At 52.1% G+C, this 22,323-nt stretch carries 24 protein-coding genes; 2 read left to right on the top strand and 22 right to left on the bottom strand.

The features are described 5' to 3' along the window. Window positions 1-2: 2 nt before the first annotated feature. The 13 genes from QC823_RS04555 to QC823_RS04495 form a co-directional block, all read right to left on the bottom strand. Window positions 3-761, bottom strand: coding sequence for a YciK family oxidoreductase (locus tag QC823_RS04555; RefSeq protein WP_309655171.1), 759 nt, complete (start codon window positions 759-761; stop codon window positions 3-5). A gap of 27 nt (window positions 762-788) precedes the next feature. Next, complete coding sequence (gene ybgF / locus QC823_RS04550) at window positions 789-1,649, bottom strand: tol-pal system protein YbgF (RefSeq protein ID WP_422823581.1); 861 nt, start codon at window positions 1,647-1,649, stop codon at window positions 789-791. A 74-nt stretch (window positions 1,650-1,723) separates the two neighbouring features. Further along, window positions 1,724-2,272 (bottom strand): peptidoglycan-associated lipoprotein Pal, encoded by a 549-nt coding sequence (gene pal / locus QC823_RS04545; protein WP_309655169.1) that lies wholly within the window; start codon window positions 2,270-2,272, stop codon window positions 1,724-1,726. A 10-nt stretch (window positions 2,273-2,282) separates the two neighbouring features. Then, complete coding sequence (gene tolB, locus QC823_RS04540; RefSeq protein WP_309655168.1) at window positions 2,283-3,587, bottom strand: Tol-Pal system beta propeller repeat protein TolB; 1,305 nt, start codon at window positions 3,585-3,587, stop codon at window positions 2,283-2,285. After that, entirely contained in the window at window positions 3,587-4,663 is a 1,077-nt protein-coding gene (gene tolA / locus QC823_RS04535; RefSeq protein ID WP_309655167.1) for a cell envelope integrity protein TolA, read from the bottom strand. The genes tolB and tolA overlap by 1 nt, the downstream gene beginning before the upstream one ends. Window positions 4,664-4,679: 16 nt before the next feature. Continuing rightward, a complete protein-coding gene (gene tolR, locus QC823_RS04530) occupies window positions 4,680-5,117 on the bottom strand; it encodes a protein TolR (protein ID WP_309655166.1) in 438 nt (145 codons plus the stop codon). A 12-nt stretch (window positions 5,118-5,129) separates the two neighbouring features. Beyond that, window positions 5,130-5,819 (bottom strand): protein TolQ, encoded by a 690-nt coding sequence (gene tolQ / locus QC823_RS04525; RefSeq protein ID WP_309655165.1) that lies wholly within the window; start codon window positions 5,817-5,819, stop codon window positions 5,130-5,132. Beyond that, window positions 5,816-6,238: a tol-pal system-associated acyl-CoA thioesterase gene (gene ybgC, locus QC823_RS04520; RefSeq protein ID WP_309655164.1), complete on the bottom strand. Its 423-nt coding sequence runs from the start codon at window positions 6,236-6,238 to the stop codon at window positions 5,816-5,818. Before ybgC ends, tolQ begins: the two co-directional genes overlap by 4 nt. After that, window positions 6,235-7,272: a Holliday junction branch migration DNA helicase RuvB gene (gene ruvB / locus QC823_RS04515; RefSeq protein ID WP_309655163.1), complete on the bottom strand. Its 1,038-nt coding sequence runs from the start codon at window positions 7,270-7,272 to the stop codon at window positions 6,235-6,237. Before ruvB ends, ybgC begins: the two co-directional genes overlap by 4 nt. A 24-nt stretch (window positions 7,273-7,296) precedes the next feature. Beyond that, on the bottom strand, window positions 7,297-7,902 hold the full coding sequence (ruvA, locus tag QC823_RS04510) for a Holliday junction branch migration protein RuvA (RefSeq protein ID WP_309655162.1): 606 nt from the start codon (window positions 7,900-7,902) through the stop codon (window positions 7,297-7,299). Window positions 7,903-8,045: 143 nt separating this feature from the next. Next, window positions 8,046-8,597, bottom strand: a complete 552-nt coding sequence (gene ruvC, locus QC823_RS04505) for a crossover junction endodeoxyribonuclease RuvC (protein ID WP_309655161.1) — start codon at window positions 8,595-8,597, stop codon at window positions 8,046-8,048. A 99-nt stretch (window positions 8,598-8,696) separates the two neighbouring features. Continuing rightward, entirely contained in the window at window positions 8,697-10,478 is a 1,782-nt protein-coding gene (gene aspS / locus QC823_RS04500; protein WP_309655160.1) for an aspartate--tRNA ligase, read from the bottom strand. A gap of 85 nt (window positions 10,479-10,563) precedes the next feature. Then, window positions 10,564-10,863 carry an FmdB family zinc ribbon protein gene (locus tag QC823_RS04495; protein WP_309655159.1) on the bottom strand — a complete coding sequence of 100 codons (300 nt, stop codon included), beginning with the start codon at window positions 10,861-10,863 and terminating at the stop codon, window positions 10,564-10,566. Window positions 10,864-11,078: 215 nt separating this feature from the next. Between QC823_RS04495 and QC823_RS04490 the strand changes: the two genes are divergently transcribed. Beyond that, window positions 11,079-12,023 carry a D-2-hydroxyacid dehydrogenase gene (locus QC823_RS04490; protein ID WP_309655158.1) on the top strand — a complete coding sequence of 315 codons (945 nt, stop codon included), beginning with the start codon at window positions 11,079-11,081 and terminating at the stop codon, window positions 12,021-12,023. 4 nt (window positions 12,024-12,027) lie between these two features. Here the strand turns inward: QC823_RS04490 and yccX are convergent, their stop codons facing one another. After that, on the bottom strand, window positions 12,028-12,303 hold the full coding sequence (gene yccX, locus QC823_RS04485; RefSeq protein ID WP_309655157.1) for an acylphosphatase: 276 nt from the start codon (window positions 12,301-12,303) through the stop codon (window positions 12,028-12,030). 39 nt (window positions 12,304-12,342) lie between these two features. Further along, complete coding sequence (locus tag QC823_RS04480; RefSeq protein ID WP_309655156.1) at window positions 12,343-13,251, bottom strand: YihY/virulence factor BrkB family protein; 909 nt, start codon at window positions 13,249-13,251, stop codon at window positions 12,343-12,345. A 153-nt stretch (window positions 13,252-13,404) separates the two neighbouring features. Here QC823_RS04480 and QC823_RS04475 point away from each other — a divergent pair, with 153 nt between their 5' ends. Beyond that, window positions 13,405-14,514, top strand: coding sequence for a bifunctional nicotinamide-nucleotide adenylyltransferase/Nudix hydroxylase (locus QC823_RS04475; RefSeq protein WP_309655155.1), 1,110 nt, complete (start codon window positions 13,405-13,407; stop codon window positions 14,512-14,514). Between the two features lie 24 nt (window positions 14,515-14,538). Here the strand turns inward: QC823_RS04475 and QC823_RS04470 are convergent, their stop codons facing one another. The 7 genes from QC823_RS04470 to QC823_RS04440 all read right to left on the bottom strand — a co-directional run bounded on the left by QC823_RS04470 (window position 14,539) and on the right by QC823_RS04440 (window position 22,316). Continuing rightward, entirely contained in the window at window positions 14,539-15,456 is a 918-nt protein-coding gene (locus QC823_RS04470; protein WP_309655154.1) for a LysR substrate-binding domain-containing protein, read from the bottom strand. Between the two features lie 42 nt (window positions 15,457-15,498). Further along, on the bottom strand, window positions 15,499-16,917 hold the full coding sequence (gene cls / locus QC823_RS04465) for a cardiolipin synthase (protein WP_309655153.1): 1,419 nt from the start codon (window positions 16,915-16,917) through the stop codon (window positions 15,499-15,501). A 182-nt stretch (window positions 16,918-17,099) separates the two neighbouring features. Next, window positions 17,100-18,605: a fumarate hydratase gene (locus tag QC823_RS04460; protein ID WP_309655152.1), complete on the bottom strand. Its 1,506-nt coding sequence runs from the start codon at window positions 18,603-18,605 to the stop codon at window positions 17,100-17,102. A gap of 157 nt (window positions 18,606-18,762) precedes the next feature. Then, entirely contained in the window at window positions 18,763-19,587 is an 825-nt protein-coding gene (gene nei, locus QC823_RS04455) for an endonuclease VIII (protein ID WP_309655151.1), read from the bottom strand. Window positions 19,588-19,590: 3 nt separating this feature from the next. Further along, entirely contained in the window at window positions 19,591-21,618 is a 2,028-nt protein-coding gene (gene uvrB / locus QC823_RS04450) for an excinuclease ABC subunit UvrB (protein ID WP_309655150.1), read from the bottom strand. Between the two features lie 81 nt (window positions 21,619-21,699). Continuing rightward, window positions 21,700-22,116, bottom strand: a complete 417-nt coding sequence (locus tag QC823_RS04445) for an OsmC family protein (protein ID WP_309655149.1) — start codon at window positions 22,114-22,116, stop codon at window positions 21,700-21,702. Further along, complete coding sequence (locus tag QC823_RS04440; RefSeq protein ID WP_309655148.1) at window positions 22,116-22,316, bottom strand: hypothetical protein; 201 nt, start codon at window positions 22,314-22,316, stop codon at window positions 22,116-22,118. Before QC823_RS04440 ends, QC823_RS04445 begins: the two co-directional genes overlap by 1 nt. Between the last annotated feature and the right edge of the window lie 7 nt (window positions 22,317-22,323).

The following is a 22,323-nucleotide window of genomic DNA, read 5'->3' as shown; positions in this document are numbered from 1 at the left end:
TGTTAGCGGGGTGGTTGCGCATCCCACTGTTGGCCGTTAACGCCACGGCTATCAGGCCCCATTAACCATAAATAGGTGGGCATAATTTCTTCTGGTGTGCGAAGCGTCGCGGGGTCTTCACCGGGAAAAGCGCTTCGGCGCATTTGTGTCCGGGTGGCTCCTGGGTTGAGGGTGTTTATGCGTAGGTTTTGTTGGCTATCCATTTCATCAGCCAGCACCTGCATAAAACCTTCCGTGGCACATTTTGACACCGCGTAGGCGCCCCAATACGCACGACCTTTGCGCCCCACGCCGGATGAAGTGAAAATAATTGAGGCATTCTCTGACTGCTGCAAAAGCGGTAGCAACGCTTGGGTCATCCAAACAGGGCCGTTGATATTCACCTGCATCACTTGATTCCAAAGCTCAGGATTGTATTGCTCAAATGGGGTAATACGGCCAAGCATACCGGCATTGTGGAGAAGACCATCTAAGCGGCCAAACTCGCTGTCGAGCGTTTGTGCCATTTCGTGAAAATCTTTGAGCGTGGCGCCTTCAAAATTGAGCGGGAAAATAGCCGGTTGCGGACCTCCCAACGCCTCAATCTCATCGTAAACACGCTCAAGCTTGGCAATCGTACGCCCAAGCAAAATTACCGTTGCGCCATGCCGAGCATAGGTCAACGCTGCCGCTCGGCCTATACCATCGCCTGCCCCGGTGACCAAAATAATACGATCTTTAAGTAAATCAGGCGTGGGCTGATAGTCGATTTTGCAGCTCATAGCGTTGTTAGGATCCTTAAGATTAATTTAATTCGCAGATTGGCGTAAGAAGTCGCTTGCAAGCCCTGCTGCACTGCTTTGCGGATAGTCATCGCGCACCTGGGTGAGAAGTTCGCGACTGCGCTCTGATTCACCAAGGCGGGCTTTCAATAGCCCGAGTTTATATAACGCATCAGGAACCTTACGGCTGTCGCTGAACTCGTTAATCACACGATCAAACGCTTCTTCTGCAGGGACAAGCTCATCCTTTGCCGCGTAAAGTTCACCAAGCCAATAATAACCATTGGGCGTTAACGATGAATCAGCGTATTGATCGACAAAATCTTGAAAGGCAGCGATAGCGTCATCAAAGCGCCGTGCTTGGACATGAGAAAAGGCCTCTTGGTACGCTTGCTGCACATCCGCATTTATCGACTGGTGACTCCCTTCTTCGGTGACGGCCGCTAACGGTTCTTCATCCTCAGGAGTAATGCTTTCCTCAGATACAGTCGACGCTGCTTCCGGCTCATTTTCAGGGGCGGCAGGCCTCTCACGCTTTTCTAAGCTTACGATCCTGTCTTCCAAGTCAATATAACGCTGCTGACTTTGGCGCATTTGTCGCTCAAACTCATGACGCAACTCTTCTAGCTGGCCACGAAGCTGCTGGATTTCGCGTTGATGCTCTTGCACCTGATTAAAAAGAACAAGAGCTCCACCACTTGATGGTTGTGTTTGCGTTTGCTCGTAAAAACTACCGGAGCGTGAGGAAATATCTTCCACTATCGGCTGTTGCGCCGTTGCCGAAAGAGACGCCGTCACCCACAAGATAGAAACCCCAAAAGCAAGGCATTTAAGCGGTGATGGATGGATCACCCTTTTAGGCTTATTGCATGTAAGGCTGAAATTCATCATGTCTCCTGAAGCCATCTGTTAACCCCACTGTTACCAGCGGGGTGTGGCGCTCATAAAACGTTTTTGTTGGCTCAGTAGTTAAATACCACACGACGATTTCTTGCATAAGCCTCTTCGCCTTGCCCGCGTGCCTCTGGACGTTCTTCACCGAAGCTTACAACACTCATTTGGCCATTAGACACACCCTGAATATTGAGGAACCGCTGTACGGCGTTAGCTCGGCGCTCACCTAGTGCCAAATTGTATTCACGCGTACCCCGCTCATCCGTGTGCCCTTGCAGCACGACCGCCGCATTTGGATTGGCGCGCAAGTAACGGGCATGAGCCATTACGACTGACTCATACTCACTTTTGATGGTATCGCGGTCAAAATCAAAGTAAATGGTGCGGACTTCAGGAATACGTGAATCAGCTTGCTGGCTAGTGCGTGCTCCGCTGCCTGTTGTCGTGCCGTACTGGCCACCACTTCCCGCGCCGCGGCTTTCCACACCGCTACCCGTTCGGCTTGTTTGCGAGCCAGTGGAGTCGCCACCTTGGGTTCCGCCCGTACTTGAGCAACCAGCAATCACAGCGATAGAGAAAGCAACCGTTAATGCACGCACCATGGGGTTAATCTGCATTATCTTACTCCTAATTTAAAAACGGTGACCATGCGGGTTCGCGTATATCACCTTGAGCGGCAGGTAGCCTAAAAGAGGAACGCCCATCGGCAGAAACAGCGCTTAATACACCATTGCCGCCTTGTTGGGTGGCAAAGATTACCATGGTGCCGTTAGGGGCAACACTCGGTGATTCATCGCGAGTCGATTCGCTTAATACCACCAAGCGGTCATTGTCCAAATCCTGGCGAGCCACTTGATAACCTCGATTAGAGCGATGAATCAAAAAGATGTCATCGCCATCAGGAGAGAAGCGCCCACGCGCATTATAATTGCCGGTGTAAGTTAGCCGCTGAGTCTGACCGTTTCCTAACGTGTAACGATAAATTTGAGGGCCGCCACTTCGGTCTGAAGTAAACAACAAGCTACGCCCATCAGGTGCCCATTCGGGCTCAGTATCGATGCTGCTGCTGTTGGTTAGCCGCTCCAGCGAGCGATTCGCTACATTCATAAGATAAATTTCCGGCTGCCCGTCTTTGGAGAGCGACATGGCCAAGCGGCGACCATCAGGAGACCACGCTGGCGCGCTGTTGATGCCATCAAAGGAGGTTAGCTGAACCCTTTGCCCGGAAGACACTTCTTGTACGTAGATTGCCGATTGCTCGGTTTCAAACGATACGTACGCAAGCTTGCGGCCATCGGGTGACCACGATGGGGAAAGGATGGGGTTATCGGAACTGAGCACTTCCTGACTATTACGTCCATCCGCATCCGCCACGTAAAGGCCAAACTGCATATTGTCCCCAACGCCTTGTGCGGTCACGTAGGCGATGCGCGTCGAAAAAGCGCCACGGATATCGGTAATTGCCTCAAAAATTTGATCACTAAGACGGTGCGCAGCACCGCGCAGACCGCCCTCCCGGCTGTTAATGCTTTCAGAGAGCATCCGGCGCTGTCCGCTAATATCCATCAGCTCAGCGTTAATACGGTAGCCTGCTTCGCTGGTTTCTATATCGCCAACGACTAAATAACGCACGTCTAGCGAGCGCCAGGTACCAAATTGAACATCCTCGGATTTGTTAGGACGCTCAAACATGGCACCGCGCTCAAGTGGAGCGAAGTAGCCGCTGCGCTCTAAGTTATTGTGAATGATTTGCGCCACATCTTCGGGTAACCCCTGATTGTCGGCAAAGGGAACCACGGCGATCGGCAGTGCACGGTCACTCCCTCGCGTGATTTCAATGGTGAGATTCGCACTCGCGGCATGACTCACAAGAAAAAAACTGCTGATAAGCAGCAGCAATACCCCTAGTCGTAAATAGCGTAAGGTTTGCATCAGCGAACATCCCCTGGAGTAAATCGCAAATCAAATTGGCGTAAGTTACGTTGTTGTTCTGCGGATAGCTCACGCAACTCAGTAAAGGGCGCTGCATGCTCAACCGCTTGAATAGCAGAACGGTCAAAAGCGCTATCACCGCTCGATGCCGCTACTGTCGTGGCAAGCACTTCACCCGATGGCCCTAAACGAACTTGAATAGTCGCGCTCATTGTATCACTTGCACCGCCAGGAATAAGCCATGCTTGCTCTACCGCCCGGCGCACAATAGCACTAAAGCTATTGGCTGCTTGCTGTGCTTGCCGCGCATTGGCAGCGGCCTCTCTTTGTCCTTCTAGCTGGCGCTGCATGGCAGCTTCAGCGGCTTCTTGCGCTTGGCGGGCTTGTTCTTCTTCGCGACGGCGCTGCGCTTCGGCTTCTTGCGCTTGGCGGGCCTGTTCTTCTTCGCGGCGACGCTGTTCTTCGGCCTCTTGCGCTTGACGAGCCTGCTCTTCCTCGCGACGACGCTGCGCTTCGGCTTCTTGCGCTTGGCGCGCTTGTTCTTCCTCGCGGCGGCGCTGCTCTTCGGCTTCTTGCGCTTGGCGCGCTTGCTCTTCCTCACGGCGGCGCTGTTCCTGAGCTCGCTGCTCTGCTCGCTCGGCTTCTCGTGCTGCGGCCTCTAATGCTTGTTGCTCTGTCTCCTCTGCGCGTCGCTGCGCCTGCGCCTCTGCTTCAGCACGCGCTTGCTCAAGCGCTTGGGTTTCTTGCTGTGCAGCCAGTTCTGCGGCTTGTTCGATAACCGCCTCTTCCAGTGATCTTGACGGTGGCGCTGGCGCCTCTTGTGGCGGAGGAGTCTCCTCAGGCGGTTGAGACGGCATACTCGATGCCGCTTGGTTATCATTTACTTGCTGCGCCTGATCCGTATACGTTTCTGTACTCACCAACGTAGCGTGCACAATGGAAGCGGATTCAGGCGCTGCGTCTTCGCTGTCAAAATTCGTCACGCTAAACATCACAACGACAGCATGAACCAGTACTGCCAACACCAGCGGCCAAAAATAACCGACGTCGTGTTGATTTCGTGAAAAAAAAGCCACAAGGCGTCCCCTGCGTTTACTCATCTTGCGGCGGCTCGGAAACAAGACCGACGTTGGCTACACCCGCACGCTGCAGCGTGCTCATTAACGTGACGACTTGGCCGTATGCAATCTGGCGATCCCCATGCACCATCACCGGTGTATCCGGGCGGCGCTCTAGAATCACCGCGATACGTTCAGCGAGATCATCCAACGTCACCGCTGTCGTATCACCGCCCAGGCTAAGGTGATAGTTACCTTCAGGATCGACGTACACCTGAATAGGGTCACTATCTTCCGGGGTTTCGATCGGTTCAGACGTCGCTTGTGGCAAATCCACCTGCACGCCTTGAGTGAGCATGGGCGCGGTGATCATGAAAATCACCAGCAGCACCAACATCACATCGATGAAAGGCACCACATTAATTTCCGCCATGGGGCGTCGTTGACCGCCGCGGTGAAAAGGCCCTTGCATAAAGCGACTCCCTTAGCTTGACGTGGTGTCACGCCCTTGCAAATTACGGTGCAAAATGGCGTAGAACTCTTCGGCAAAATCTTCATATTTGCCCAGTAAACGACCCGCACTGTTGGAAAGGCGGTTATAAAAAATCACTGCAGGAATTGCCGTGAAAAGACCCATGGCCGTGGCAATCAGGGCTTCGGCAATCCAAGGAGCCACGGTCGTTAACGTCGCTTGCTGGGCCATGGAAAGTGATTGAAAAGACCCCATAATCCCCCATACCGTGCCAAATAAGCCAATATAAGGGCTTACCGAAGCCACGGTGGCAAGAAACACTAAGTGCTGATTGAGGCGGTCTTCTTCGCGTGACCAAGCGACCCTCATGCTGCGCTGAACCGCTTCAAGCACGGTATCCGCTTCTCGCGTTTTGGCAACTAAACGATGAAATTCTCGAAATCCGCATTGAAAGATACGTTCGGCCCCTTGTCGTGCGTCATCGGCGGGAATATCACGGTAGAGATCATTCAAATCAACGCCTGACCAAAACGTCTCTTCAAATTCGTCATAGGCTTTTTTCGCGCGATTCAACGCAAAACTGCGCTGAAAGATAACCACCCATGACAGCAGGGATCCCAGCACAAGTATCAGCATCACAAGCTGGACGACCGTACTGGCACTCATAATCAGGTGCGGAATCGACATGCTGTTTTCGTTCACAGGTGTCCTCTTTTTATCTGGAGATAGTCAAATAAGGCCAACAAGGATGGTGGCCAGGCTTTAGGCTTTAACCGTTTGGCATCCAAACACGCTATCTCGACCGTGGCACGGCAAAGTGGTTCCTCGCCACGGGTGGCGTGTTGCTCAAACGTCATTCGGCAGCGCCCTATCTTAGCCACGTCAGCCGTAATGTTTAGGATGTCATCCAACTTTGCGGGTCTGGCATAGTGGCACGCCAAGCGGTATACCACTAGCTGTGTCCCTTCGTCTAATAATGTCTGTTGAGAGAAGCCTTGCTGCCTTAGCCATTCGCTACGGGCGCGCTCCATGAACTTCAGATAGTTAACGTAGTAGACAATGCCGCCCGCGTCTGTGTCTTCCATGTAGACGCGAATGGGCATGGTAACTACATAGCTCATGGCCTGATTTCCCCTGCGCTACCGGGCGCCTGCTCGTGCGGTACACGGCTAAAGTGTGCCCACGCCTGCCGGGTTACGACGCGCCCCCGTGGTGTGCGCATCATTAAGCCTTGCTGAATCAAATACGGCTCAATGACATCTTCGATGGTATCGCGCTCTTCACCAATCGCCGCCGAAAGAGAGTCAACGCCGACCGGGCCACCGTCAAACTTATCCATCATGGCCAGTAACAGGCGGCGGTCCATATGATCAAGCCCATGATGGTCCACGTTGAGCATATTCAACGCCGCATCGGCAATATCAATATCGACATAGCCGCTGCCTTTGATGTCAGCATAATCACGCACGCGCCGTAGCAAGCGGTTGGCAATTCGCGGCGTGCCGCGCGAGCGTTTGGCGATTTCAGCGGCACCGTCAGTACTGGTATTGACGTTTAACAAACTCGCTGAGCGAGTCACGATCGCGCTCAGCTCTTCAAGGTTATAAAACTCCAAGCGCTGCACAATACCAAACCGGTCGCGTAACGGGGAGGTCAAAAGCCCGGCACGGGTTGTGGCGCCGACCAGGGTAAATCGAGGCAAATCTAATTTAATGGAGCGCGCTGCCGGGCCTTCGCCAATCATAATATCAAGCTGAAAATCTTCCATCGCCGGATAGAGAACTTCTTCTACCACCGGTGACAGCCGGTGGATTTCATCGATAAAAAGCACATCGCCAGGCTCTAAATTGGTCAGCATTGCGGCAAGATCACCGGCGCGTTCAAGAACGGGGCCTGAGGTCGATTTTAAACCAACACCCATTTCCGTGGCGATAATATTCGCCAGCGTCGTTTTGCCTAACCCTGGTGGGCCAAATACCAGCGTGTGATCAAGACTCTCTTCGCGCAGCCGGGCGGCACCGATGAAGATATCCATCTGTTCGCGCATGCGTGGCTGGCCAATATAGTCGCAAAGACGCTTGGGACGAATCGCATGATCCATCCTGACTTCACCTTGCTCCGGCGCGGCGGCAATCAAGCGATCCTGTTCGATCATGAGGCTCCTCAGAGTCTATATAGGCTAGCTGCTTAAACGCTGCGTCAGCGCGGCTTTGATAAGCGCTTCAGCAGGTTGCTTAGGGTCGAGCCCTGAAAGCATTTTGGCCGCTTCAGCGGGCTTGTAACCTAAACTAATCAAGGCCGCTTCAGCATCTGCCAAGCTGTCGCGCTCACCTTGCGCTGTCGCCGCTTCTAACGGCAACGTTGTGTCTGAGACGTTTTCCCACTCGGGGAAGCGGTCGCGCATCTCGATAATTAGCCGTTCAGCTGTCTTTTTGCCCACACCCGGAAGGCGAGTTAACGCTTTGCTGTCATCATCGCGTACGCAGCGCATAAAGGCATCTTCATCCATGCCTGAGAGAATCGCGAGCGCTAGTTTGGGACCAACTCCGTTGACTTTAATCAGGGCGCGAAACAGCGCACGCTCATGCTCGCGGGCAAAACCATAAAGCAGATGTGCGTCATCACGAATCGTCAAATGGGTATAAAGCGAGATGGTTTCACCCGCGGCAGGCAGCGCAACCAGTGTGTTCATTGACGTTTCTAGCTCATACCCCACGCCGTGCACGTCGATAACAATCAAGGGCGGATGTTTTTCCAACAACTGCCCGGTAAGGCGTCCAATCATAGCTGACCTTTCTTGGTAACGGGCTCTTCGTGACAAATAAGAAAGCCTACGCAAAGTGTGCTTACTATAAAGCCACTCTGTACAAATGACCAGGTGCAGCTAACCAGGAACACGTGTCTGATTTTGCCTAGCACAAATGAGCCTTAGAGACGCCAACGGCCGGTTTTGCGCCGAGGGCGATGAGATGCCGTATCAACGGCCAATCCACTGCGGACATAACCGTCTGTCAGCGCAATCGCGAGCGCATCGGCGGCATCGGCCTGTGGCGTTGCGGAAAGGCGCAAAATCGCGCTCACCATGTGCTGCACTTGCGTTTTATCCGCGCCACCCTGCCCTGTCACCGCCTGTTTAATTTGCCGTGGCGAATACTCGTTAACCGCAAACCCCAGGTTCGCCATACAAACAAGCGCCGCGCCGCGAGCTTGGCCGAGTTTCAGCGCCGAATCTGGGTTTTTGGCCATAAACACGCGTTCTATCGCCACGTACGTTGGCCGATGAAGCCCCGCCACTTCACCGAGGCCGGCATAAATTTGTGCGAGTCGCTGCTCAAGCGTCACATCGGTGGTGCGAATACATCCGCTGGCAACATAGCGGGGTTTGCCTTGGTAAATGTCTATGACACCAAAACCGGTGATGCGAGACCCCGGGTCAATGCCAAGAATACGCGGCGTAATATTGGGCAGCGGCTCAGGCATCGTAGGTATTCCCTAAAAAGCGCTTAAAAAAGCACCGACGCCCTAAGGCGCCGGTGCTGAACTGCCCAGCAAATGCCATGCTGGCTACCACAGACGGAATTACTCCCCTGCGGTTTCCGCTTTGGCTTTTTGGCGCAGACGAATATTCAAATCTTTCAGTTGCTCCGGGCTGACTTCGCCAGGGGCATCGGTCATTAAGCAGGCTGCGCTCTGGGTTTTCGGGAAGGCAATCACTTCACGAATGGTGTTCGCACCGACCATCAGCATCACCAAGCGATCCAGGCCGAAGGCCAAGCCACCATGAGGAGGCGCGCCGTACTGCAGCGCATCGAGTAAGAAGCCGAATTTCTCGCGTGCTTCTTCTTCGCCAATCCCCAGAATATCAAATACGCTACTTTGCATGGCTTGGTCGTGAATACGGATAGAGCCACCACCCAGCTCAGTACCGTTCAATACCATATCGTAGGCACGAGAGAGCGCCCCAGCCGGATTCGCCTTGAGCTCTTCAGGGCTGCAAGCCGGCGCGGTGAACGGGTGGTGCAAGGGGCTTAAGCGGCCATTGTCGTCGGCCTCAAACATTGGGAAGTCGATGACCCACAGCGGTGACCACGCTTGGGTGTAGAGATTTAAGTCCGCACCCAACTTAACACGCAGCGCGCCGATGGCTTCATTGACGATGCGGGCTTTATCGGCCCCGAAGAAGATGATGTCGCCGTCTTTGGCATCAACCCGGTCAAGCAGTTCTTCGACTACGTCTTCCATAAACTTGACGATAGGCGACTGCAAGCCCTCAAGCCCTTTAGCGCGCTCGTTGACTTTGATCCATGCCAAGCCTTTAGCACCATAAATGCCTACAAACTTGGTATATTCATCAATCTCTTTACGTGAAAGCGTCGCACCACCCGGTACTTTCAGCGCGGCAACGCGGCCGTCTTCTGCGCTAGCGGGGCCTGAAAATACCTTAAAATCAACCTGCTGCATTAAATCGTCAACGTCCGTCAATTCCAACGGAATGCGTAGATCAGGTTTATCAGAACCGTAGCGCTGCATGGCATCGTGCCATGTCATCTGCGGGAATACCGGCAGTTCAACCTCAAGTACGTCTTTAAACAACTGACGGATCATCAATTCAGTGATCGCCATGATGTCGTTTTCTTCAACGAACGACGCCTCGATATCGATCTGCGTGAACTCGGGCTGACGGTCGGCTCGCAAGTCTTCGTCGCGGAAGCACTTGGCAATTTGGTAGTAGCGGTCGAAACCGGCCACCATCAAAAGTTGCTTAAAGAGCTGCGGCGACTGCGGTAGCGCAAAGAAATTGCCAGCGTGGGTACGACTCGGCACCAAGTAGTCGCGCGCACCTTCAGGCGTTGCCCGGGTGAGGACCGGGGTCTCGATATCTAAGAAGCCTTGGTTTTCTAAAAAGGCACGCACGTTGTGAGAAATGCGCGAACGTAAGCGTAGTTTCTCAATCATGTCCGGGCGGCGCAGATCGATGTAACGATGCTTAAGACGCACTTCTTCGCCGACTTTGCCATGCTCATCGAGCTGGAACGGCGGCGTCGCGGCGGTATTCAGCACTTCGACGTCTTTAGCCAAGACTTCAATCATGCCGGTGGGCATATTGGGGTTTTGCGTCCCTTCCGGGCGCAGACGAACGCGTCCCGTAATGCGAAGCACATATTCACCACGGGCGCGATCGGCATTAGCGAACGCTTCGGCGGTGTCTGGGTCAACCACGAACTGCGCAATACCTTCGCGATCACGCATATCAAGGAAGATAACGCCGCCGTGATCTCGGCGACGATGGACCCATCCGCAAACGGTAACCGTTTGATCCACCAACGTTTCGTTTAGCTGGCCGCAATAATGGCTGCGCATGTCAAATCCTGTTCTGTGTTGTGGCAAAGTAAAAATAAAGTACCGGGAAACCGTAAAATAGGCGGTTAGCGAGAATCATCCGGCATTAAGCAGCTGCACCGTCGGTTTTTTTGCTGCTGCCCTGCGGTTTTTCACTATTGGAAGGCGTGGTGCTTTCCTTAACGCTCTCCTTAGTGCTATCCGCCGCCAGGTTCTTTTTGTTCCCCGTCTTAAAATCGGTTTCATACCAACCGCCACCGGCAAGGCGAAAGCCCGCCGCTGAGATAAGACGCGATAGCGAATCACGTTCACAAGCAGGGCAATCTTTTAGCGGGTCGGCGCTAATTTTCTGCAGTTTTTCTAGACGATGGCCGCAGGCCTTGCACTCATATTCGTAGATGGGCATGTTATTGACTCCTGAAAAGCGTGGCCCAGACAGGATGATGGCATGCACATTTGCTGTCGGGCTGCTATATGCGGCCAAATCGGGGAAATTCCAAGACGGCGGTTGCTAAAGCGAGCGTATTATACCCTTTTGTAGCCCCTAGCGAGCAAGTCGCTACCACATAAATGCTGTCAGTTGATAATACGTTATTTGATAACACCGCAGGAGATAAGATAATGCCAAACGCCGTGATGCTAGATGCAGAAAGCCTAGGGCCTGATATTGATCTCACCGCCATTCGTGAAAGGGTCAGCCACTTGGCCGTATACGGGCAAAGCACCACCACCGAGGCCCGAGCGCGCTTGGCAAACGCTGAGATTGCGATTGTCAACAAAGTGGTACTGGATGCGGAGACGCTGTCCGCCCTGCCCACACTGCGTTTAATCTGCGTGCTAGCAACAGGGCTCAACAACATTGATTTAGAAGCGGCCAAGGCGCAGGGCGTCACCGTAAAAAACGTTTCTGCTTATGGTACGGCCAGCGTATCGCAACACACACTAATGCTGATACTAGCGCTTGCCAATCGTTTACCTCTTTATCAGCGTGCGATCGCCGCCGGCCAATGGCAACAGAGCGAATTCTTCTGCTTACAGCAGCATCCAACTTTACAACTCGCGGGGAAGAATCTGGTGATGGTTGGGCAAGGAGAGCTTGGCAGCGAGGTGGCTCGCCTGGCAGAAGCCTTTGGAATGAACGTGATTTTTGCGGCACGGCCGGGTAATGAAGCAAATGATAAGCGCCCTACGTTGGATGAACTGCTGCCTGGCGCCGATATTGTCAGCCTTCATTGCCCACTCAACGAGACGACCCATCATCTGATTAATCAAGAGCGCTTAGGTAAAGTGAAACCGTCGCTGCTTTTAGTCAACTGCGCTCGCGGTGGCATTATTGATGAAGAAGCCGCCCTTAACGCCCTCAAAAACGGTAAATTAGGTGGCTTAGGCGTTGATGTCTTACCCAACGAGCCGCCTCGTGATGGCCATGCGCTGCTAGATGCTCTCCATCAAGGCGAAGCGCTAAACCTGATCGTCACGCCTCACAATGCTTGGATCACCCCAGAAGCGCGACAGAATATCGTCAAACTGACGGCGGATAACATATACGCATGGCAGTCAGCCTGATGTGCTAGACGGTTGAGAAGGTATCCGGCGTATGAGCCTGCTCCAATACTTCAAGCTCGACGTGGGTCACATGCGCCTTTTCTGGCCCCTTCCATAACCATTCGGAGAGGTGTTTGGCAGCATCTTTTGTTCCACACATCAGCACTTCAACGCGACCATCGGGTAGATTTTTAGCGTACCCGGTGACGCCTAATTTAAGGGCCTGTTCTTGGGTTGAGCGGCGATACCAAACACCTTGAACATTCCCCGTTATCAAGGCTTTTGTACAGCAAATCGACATGTCGGTCTCCTTGAGTGGTATGCGCACGTCTCGTTAGCTTTATTTATCATCAACTATTTCTCGCCTCACAATAACAGCGCTGTTACGCGGTACCAAATCTCGCCCACGGCGTAATAACAGTGAGCGCGTAAAGGCAGCGCCAAACAATAAAATGAGAGACGAATAATACACCCAGAGCAAAATCATCACGACAGAACCTGCAGCGCCATACGTTGATGCCGTCGCCGTGTATGCTAGATAGATGGCGATAACACTACGTCCTAAAGTAAAGAGTATCGCGGTTACCACCGCGCCAATGAGGACATCTTGCCAGCGCAGTACGACATCGGGTAAAACTTTGAAAATCGTAGCAAATAACATTACCACGACGCCTAACGAAATTAACGATTCCACACTGGCAGCCAACATGCCGGTATACGGCAACAGTTCGTCTGTGGCTTGCAACATGCTGCGAATCATGACGCCGACAACCAGCGAGACGAGAAGAATAAACCCAATCGCCAGCACAACGGTTAGCGAAAGCAAACGATTTTTAATAAAAATGAAAGCACTGTTGGCTGTTGGACGTGCCGTAACCCCAAAAATCGTATTCAGTGAAAACTGCATCTGGGCAAAAACGGTGGTAGCCCCCACAATCAGTGCACCAACACCCAAGATAGTGGGTAAAAAACCCGCCTCTTCAATACGTGATTGAGCCACTGCTTGCTCTATGGCAACAGCCGCGTCCATACCTAAGGTGTCCTGCAATTGACTAACAATCTGGCCACGTGCCGCTTCCTCTCCCATCACCACCCCAATAACAGTCACCGCAATGATAATCGTTGGCGCTAGTGAGAATAAGGTATAAAACGCCAGCGAGCCTGCATAGCTAAAGGCATTACGTTCCAGCCAAAGCGTTATGGAATCCTTGATGACCTGACTCCAAAACATCGCGGTACGTTTAATCATAAGTTGCGTCCCTGTCTTTTGGTGAATAAGCCGTAGCATACCGGACCTTAAGTATGATGACAGGTTAATGACCGATTGCGTCACTCGCCTTAACTGCCATAATAGCTAACGCTTTGCTTCTCTTCGTTCGCGTCTATCTCATAGGAGCCTTACATGCCTTCAGGACATCCACCCATTCAGGCGCGTAACGCTCAATCGTATGATTTCGATTGTTTGGTATTTATTGGCCGCTTTCAGCCGCCACATCTTGGTCATTTAGCCGTCATCCGAGAAGCGCTGAAGCAAGCTCGGCAAGTCATCGTGCTTGTCGGTTCTGCCTGGCAGGCTCGCTCGCTGCGCAATCCTTGGCAATTTAATGAACGCCTCGTAATGCTTCGCTCGGGCTTTGATGAAAAAGAGAACCAGCGGCTGGAAATCACACCCTTATTAGATGCGTTATACAATGATGATGTCTGGGTGCGTGATGTTCAGCGGCGTGTCCGAGACTTAACCGCGCCCGAAAATGCGAAGCTGCCGCGTATCGGCTTAATCGGTGCTAGCCGTGGACAGTCGAGCTATTATTTATCGCTTTTCCCGCAGTGGGAGTCGGTGAGTGTACCGCTGATTGAGGGAATCTCCGCCAGCCAAATACGAGAGCGTCTCTTTCGTTCGCCAGGTTCCACCAATGACTACTTAAGCACCGGCGCCTACCACGATTTGCCCCCTGGAGTGGTGGAACGCGTAAGCGATTTTTGCCAAGGCGATGCCTACGAGCAATTACTCGAAGAGCAGCGACTACTAGACCAATACCGTAAAGCGTGGGCACAAGCGCCCTACCCACCGGTCTTCGTGACCGTTAATGCGGTCGTTGTGCAATCTGGGCACGTATTACTAGTGCGCCGTACAGCCGCACCTGGTAAAGGTCTCTATGCCTTACCCGGTGGCTTTATTAATCCGCATGAGCGGCTATTAGATGCCTGCTTGCGTGAACTACGCGAGCGTATTCGATTAAAAGTGCCGGAACCGGTTTTAAAAGGCTCGCTACGCGGCCAACGTCTTTTTGATGAGCCACATCGTAGTTGGCGAGGACGCACACTGGCTGAGGCGTTTTATTTTGCCCTTCGCCCCGATCAGCAACTGCCAAGACTAAAACCGGTGAAAGGCGGTGACCACGCCCGCTGGGTCGCGTTGGCTGATCTTGAGCCTGATAGTCTTTTTGAGGACCATTTTTTTATTATTCAAAATTTCTTAGGGTTACCAGCGGATATTAGTGGCGCAGGCTAGCGTGCTTACCTCTGACACAAGGCATCAGGCTTGGAGAAAATCTCTTGGCAGTTTCATCATTTGTCGCCATAAGCGCTCAACTCCCGGCTTATGAACCAAAGAACAGCGGTATAATCGAATTTCTAGCGGAATATCCCAACTCTCATCACCAGCACGCACAAGCTGCCCGCTTTTAATCTCATTACGGATGCAAAAATCCGGAATCCAAGCAACTCCCACTCCTTGCAATACCATGCCTTTAAGGCCCTCCGCCATGGCCGTTTCGTAAACAGTCCGTAGTCGCATACGTAACGGGTCGTTTTTTAACAGCATGCGCACGCTACGACCTAAAAAAGCGCCTTGCGTGTAAGCTAAATAAGGAATGGCACTGCCACTTTGTAGCGAATGACGCGGTTTGCCTTGGTCATCGGGTATTGTCACTGGCAGCATCTTAACTTTGCCGATGGAAAAAGAAGGAAAAACTTCTGCATCTAGCTGCATCGTGGCAAACGGATCGTAATACGCCAACATCAAGTCGCAATTTCCTTCACGCAACACATGAATAGCTTCGCCAACGTTCATTGCAACTAAACGAGTGGGCAACTCCCCTAGCCCTTTTTGTAGACGAGAAATCCACGGCGGAAAAAAACTCAGTGCTAGGGAGTGGGCAGCCACAATATCTAAGGCTTCATTAGCGATTGAAAGACCGCGTAGATGACTCAGAGATTCATTGAGTTGTTCAACGAGGTTACGCGCAGTGACGAGGAAAAGCTGCCCTTCTGATGTTAGCCCAACGGGGGTAGTAGAACGGTCAACCAACGTAACACCTATCGCCTGTTCAAGCGCGCGGATACGGCGGCTAAAAGCAGGTTGCGTCACATGACGCTGACGCGCCGAAGCAGAAAAGCTGCGTGTACTGGCTAGGGCGACAAAATCTTCTAACCATTTGGTTTCTAAATTCACCCTAGGCTCCTATTAATCGAGTTCGACGTTTACGCGGCATGATTACTGTACGGGAGATGTTAAGTAAGCGGCCCGTGAAATAACTTTTTGCCATACAGACCGCTGTTGTATTTCATCTAATGAAATACGCCGACACTGCGAGAAGTCTTTTTCTAGCATTAACCTGACTTCAGCGGCAAAGTCAGGGCTTGGGATAAAAGCGGTAATCTCGAAGTTTAAACGGAAAGATCGATTATCCAAATTTACGGTTCCGACTGAGGCTGCATCATTGTCGATTAGTATAATTTTTTGGTGTAAAAATCCAGGAAGATAACGGTATATTTTTACGCCTGCTTGAAGCATATCCGGTAAAAAAGAAAATGCCGATAAAAAAACCAATAAATGGTCTGGTCGTTCGGGAATCATCACCCGAACATCAACTCCACGCATCGCCGCTAACCTTAGTGCATCTTGCACTCCTTGGTCAGGAACAAAATAGGGGCTTGTCACCCATAATCGTTCTTGCGCGCTATGAATCATATTCTGTACCAAAAGGCTCGCCGTATCTAAGCGATCTGCAGGCCCTGAAGGCACAATGACAACGTGGTGGTTTGGCACCGTCAGGGGACTAGGTTGCCAGTCAAGGTTAATAACGTTCCCTGTTGCCCAGTGCCAATCTTCCCAAAATGCTTCTTGCAACCCCATCACACTCGGCCCTACCAACTTAAGGTGGGTATCACGCCAAGCGCCGTGACGAGGATGGCCTCCTAAATATTCAACTCCCACATTAAAACCGCCTACCCAGCCCTCTTTCCCATCCATCACGGCGACTTTACGATGATTACGGAAGTTCAGCTGGAAACGGTGCTTAAACCCGCGCGACGAACGAAAGGCGCTGACTTCGACGCCTGCTGATTGCAGATCACGCAAAAAACCTTCATTAAGCTTACGGCTGCCTACTTCGTCATAGAGAAAATAAACCCTTACTCCCCGGCTAGCCGCTTTCTGCAAGCGCTGCTGCAGCTTTCGCCCGAGCGCATCATTTCGGACGATAAAAAACTGAAGCAATATATAAAATTCAGCACGATCAATACCTGAGAACAAACTTTCAAACGTTTTTTTACCATCGATTAAAAGCTCTGCCTGATTACCTTGAGTTAACGGCATCATCGCGAGTTGTTCTACCGCGCGTGTATCGGCATTCGTAGAAATAACACAAAAAGGCATCATATTAGCGCGATAGCGCGCCAAAACACGGCGCAATACGCTATCACGTTCGCCTCTAGCGGAAACGTAGCCATAAAACCGTGGCCGACCAAAAAACCAATAAGCGGGTAATGCCACGTAAGGAAAGGTCAGTAGTGAAATTATCCAGGCCACCGCGCCTTGCGATGTGCGACTCGACATTAGCGCCATCACTGCTGATATCATGCCAAGCATGTGTATCAACGCAATACCAGTCCCCCATAGCCAGGACGCCATAAAAACTCCAGCAAACAGTTACCAAACAACGTTGTGTGGCAAATTTAGTACCGTATTATACCAGTTTGTTAATTACGTTAATGCGAAACGACTGATATAACGGGTCAACACGTTTAAAAATAATAAACAAAAGCCCCGCGAGGCGGGGCTAGAAAAGTGAGACAGTAAAAGCGAGTGGACGATCAGGCTTTCTCAGCGATGATCTCTTTCCACTTGGCTGGACCTGTTTGATGCACAGAAGTACCTTGAGTGTCCACGGCAACGGTAACCGGCATATCTTCGACTTCAAATTCGTAGATTGCCTCCATACCGAGGTCTTCAAAACCGGCCACGCGCGACTTTTTAATGGCTTGGGCGACCAGATAGGCGGAACCGCCGACGGCCATCAAATACACCGCTTCGTTATCACGAATTGCGTCAATCGCCGCTTGCCCACGCTCTGCCTTACCCACCATACCTAAAAGCCCGGTCTCTTCTAGCATCGTGCGGGTAAATTTATCCATACGCGTGGCCGTTGTTGGGCCTGCCGGACCAACGACTTCATCCCCGATAGGATCTACCGGGCCCACGTAGTAAATAAAACGGCCTTTCAGATCCACCGGTAACGGCTCGCCTTTGGCAATCATATCGACCATACGTTTATGGGCAGCATCGCGGCCGGTTAATAACTTACCGTTAAGCAGCAATGTGTCACCTGGCTGCCAGGTTTTCACCTCTTCGGGAGTCACGGTGTCTAGGTTCACACGCTTGACATTATCGCCCATTTCGCGGGTGATTTCCGGCCAATCCTCAAGCTTAGGTGGCTTAAGTGCCGCCGGCCCGGACCCATCAAGCGTGAAATGCGCATGACGCGTCGCAGCACAGTTCGGAATAATCGCCACGGGCTTATTGGCCGCGTGAGTGGGGAAATCCTTGACTTTAATATCCAACACCGTGGTCAAGCCACCAAGGCCTTGGGCACCAATGCCTGACTTGTTGACCTTGTCAAAAATCTCCAGTCGCAGTTCCTCGGCGCGATTTTGCGGGCCGCGAGCTTGCAGGTCCTGAATATCAATCGGGTCCAACAGCGCTTCTTTGGCGATTTCCATCGCTTTTTCTGCCGTGCCGCCGATACCAATGCCCAGCATCCCGGGAGGACACCAGCCCGCCCCCATCTTAGGTAGCTGCTCCATCACCCAGTCGACCACACTATCGGAGGGGTTGAGCATGGCAAACTTAGACTTCGCTTCACTACCCCCTCCTTTCGCTGCAACGTAAATCTCAACGTTATCGCCCGGGACTATTTTGTGATGAATAATCGCTGGCGTGTTGTCCTTGGTATTTTGCCGCTTTCCGTCTGGGTCGGCTAACACCGAGGCGCGCAGGATATTATCTGGCAGTTGATAAGCGCGACGAACCCCTTCGTTAATCATGTCATCAAGGCTCATATCGGCGTCCCACTGCACGTTCATCCCCACGTGAACGAATACGGTGACAATACCGGTATCTTGGCAGATCGGGCGATGGCCAGTGGCGCACATTCGCGAGTTAATTAGAATCTGGGCAATAGCGTCTTTCGCCGCCGGGTTTTCTTCGCGCTCATACGCTGCCGCCATGGCATCGATAAAATCTTTGGGGTGATAGTAAGAAATATACTGCAGCGCATCGGCAACGCTTTGTGTCACGTCATCCTGGCGAATCACGGTCATGGAGAAGCTGCTCCTAGTTTTATCGTTTGGTCGCGATGCTCAGACTCAAGCATCACCTAGCCGGCGGCAATTATAGCGCACTGTGCCACGTATCGGCACTGCGACGTTTTTAGTTAAATTGTGGTTTTGTTAAAAACAAAAAGATAACGGTATAAATTTAAGCGTTACGCTGGCAACGGGGGCAAAGATACAGTCGTCTTGATCCCACTTTTATTCGCTCAATCGGTGTGGCACAACGATGGCATGGCAAGCCCTCACGCGCGAATACGGCAAACCGCCATTGCCGGCGCGTTTCGCCTAGCTCTTTGGCTTTTTTTATCCAATCTTCTGTATTGGTCACACCGGCTTGACGATACGCCTGCCACGTAACGTCTACGATATGTTGTACCAATCGTTGGATTTGTGCATTCCCCAAATCATAAGGCCGACACTTTGGGTGTAGCGCCGCAAAAAAGAGGATTTCACTGCGTAGATAGTTACCTAATCCCGCAACGAACCCCTGATCAAGCAAAAGCCCGCCTAGACCCCGGCGATGAAACGCAGGCAGTGTCAACCGCTCGGCGACGGTGTCGATGCTAACTGGCTGACTCAACACGTCTGGCCCTAATCGGGCTATAAAAGGGTGCTGATGCAGTGAATCTGCGTCCCACATACTGACATCCGAGGCGCTATACAAACTCGCTGCCCTACCTTGCACGACCAATCTTGCACGCAGCGAGCGGTGAGTAGCAGGTTCTGTTGTCGCCCGGTGATATTTCCACACGCCATACAGTTGATTGTGGGAATAAAGAACGCGCTGATCGGAAAAGCGAATTAACATCGCTTTACCTCGCGTATCCACACAACGCACTGACACACCAATGAGTGAGGCGGCGTGGGGCTTAAGTTCATCGAAGGCAAACCAAGCGTCTTCAATCGGGCCACCAAGAAGCTGCTTCTCGATACGATCCGCCGCACGACGAATTTCAGGACCTTCCGGCATCGGCTACCCTAGCGCCAGCTGCTTTTCTTTAAGCGAGTGAATTTTATCGCGCAGCCGCGCCGCTTCCTCAAACTCCAAGTTCTGCGCGGCTTCAAACATGGCATCTTCTAGTTTGTTGATCGCTGCAGCCACGTCATCCGGATGCATACTGTTTGGTTCGTAAACCGCGTCCGACTCGGCGACTTTGCGTTCGCTGCCCCGGCGACGGTTCGTCTTCTTCGCGCCTGGCGCTTGCCCAGCTTCCATGATGTCCGCCACTGAGCGGGTCACCGTGGTCGGTGTAATACCGTGCTTCTCGTTGTGCTCCGTTTGTTTGGCACGGCGGCGTTCGGTCTCGTCGATGGCTTTACGCATGGAATCGGTCACGCGGTCGCCGTAAAGTATCGCCTTGCCGTTGGCATTACGCGCCGCGCGGCCAATGGTTTGAATCAGCGAGCGTTCAGCGCGCAAAAAGCCTTCTTTATCCGCATCGAGAATCGCCACTAGCGACACTTCAGGAATATCGAGCCCCTCGCGCAGTAAGTTGATGCCAACCAGTACATCAAACTTACCCAAGCGCAGGTCACGGATAATCTCCACCCGCTCGACAGTATCAATATCCGAGTGCAGATAACGCACGCGGATATCATGCTCGTCAAAGTATTCGGTTAAATCTTCGGCCATGCGCTTGGTCAGCACCGTGACCAAAACCCGCTCGCCAACCTCAGTACGCAGGCGAATCTCAGATAACAAATCATCCACTTGCGTACTCGCCGGGCGTACTTCAATTTCCGGATCAAGAAGCCCTGTTGGGCGCACTACCTGTTCAACCACTTGCCCCGCGTGTTCCGCTTCATAAGGCCCTGGGGTAGCCGAGACGAAAATCGTTTGGGGGCTAATGGCTTCCCACTCTTCAAACTTCATCGGGCGGTTATCTAGTGCGGAAGGGAGTCGGAAGCCGTACTCCACTAACGTTTCTTTGCGTGAACGGTCACCTTTATACATCCCTCCGACTTGGGGCACGCTGACGTGGGATTCATCAATAAACAACAGCGCATCATCCGGTAAGTAATCGAAAAACGTCGGTGGCGCCTCACCGGGGTTGCGCCCCGAAAGATAGCGCGAGTAGTTCTCGATGCCGTTGCAGTAACCCAGTTCCAACATCATCTCAATGTCATATAGCGTACGTTGCTCTAAACGCTGCGCTTCCACTAATCGTTCATGTTGACGCAACCACTCAAGCCGCTTTTTGAGCTCCTCTTTGATATCGTCAATCGCCGCTAAAATGGTTTCCCGGGGAGTGACGTAGTGTGATTTGGGATAAATCGTCATACGCGGCACTTGGCCTTTGACATCGCCGGTAAGTGGATCAAAGAGGCGAATGGAATCAATTTCATCGTCGAATAGCTCAACTCGTACCGCTTCGTCTTCCGCGTCGGCCGGAAAAATATCAATGACGTCGCCACGCACTCGGTAGGTGCCACGTCTAAAATCCATATCATTACGGGTGTATTGAAGCTCCGCTAAACGCCGCAAAAAAGCACGCTGATCAATCAGTTCACCACGAGTAAAATGTAGGCGCATTTTCAGGTATTGATCCGGATCACCCAGGCCATAAATCGCTGAGACCGATACCACAATTAACGCGTCACGACGCTCCAACAACGCCTTGGTGGCAGATAAACGCATTTGCTCAATGTGATCGTTAATTGAGGCATCTTTTTCGATAAACGTATCCGATGAGGGAACATACGCTTCAGGCTGGTAGTAGTCGTAATAAGAGACGAAATACTCTACCGCGTTATCGGGGAAAAACGCCTTAAACTCACCGTAAAGCTGCGCCGCCAAGGTTTTGTTAGGCGCCATTACGATGGTCGGGCGTTGCAGCGTTTCCACCACGTTGGCCATGGTGAAAGTTTTACCTGAGCCGGTAACACCTAAGAGTGTTTGATGCGCAAGTCCCGCTTCCAATCCCTTTACCAGCTTAGTAATCGCGGTTGGCTGGTCACCCGCTGGCGCAAACTTTGACTGTAAGCGAAACGGCTTGCTCATCAAGGCTCCTTCGTCTATGAAAATTAGTCGATAAAGAATCAGCCGATAAAGAAATAAACGGTAAAGATATGATGCTTGAAATCATTCCCCCCCAACTGAGCGTGTCGTCACTTCCACCGTCGCCTCAGTCATCAAGCGATGAATAGGGCAGCGATGGCTAATCTCTTCGAGCCGTGCGCGTTGCTCTGGGTCGTCGATACCGTGAAATTCGAGGGTCACTTCAAGCTTATAAAGGCCTTTTCGCTCCTGACTATCGTCGCGTTTTACCGTGGTGGTGATGCCCTCTAACGGCCATTGTTTCCGCTGGGCATACATTTTCGACGTAATTGCCTTGCACGCACCAAGCGCCAAATCGAAGTAGTCATGCGGGTCGGGCGCACTCTCTTCGCCCCCATAGGCTTTAGGGACATCGGCGTAGAGGTCTTCAAAGCCTGAGACTTCGATACGATGGCGAAAAATGCGGTTGCGTTCGCTGATAACAGTGATCATCTTTTCCATTACGACACTTTAACCTTTAATTTTAATGTGTTGACGGCTTTTATTAACGCCTCGCGTTTAGCCCGTCCTTCGACTTCAGCACCATGGCGGCCAACTTCAGCACTCTCTACCCCATCGACCATCATTAACGCCGTGGTGATTTGGTTCACCTGTTCGGCAGTTTCGACGCCTTTAAAACGTAATGACTGCTGTTGCGCCATGCGCCTC

The organism is Vreelandella vilamensis, assembly GCF_031451755.1.
Classification (GTDB): domain Bacteria; phylum Pseudomonadota; class Gammaproteobacteria; order Pseudomonadales; family Halomonadaceae; genus Vreelandella; species Vreelandella vilamensis.
This window is presented reverse-complemented; position numbering and strand designations above follow the sequence as displayed.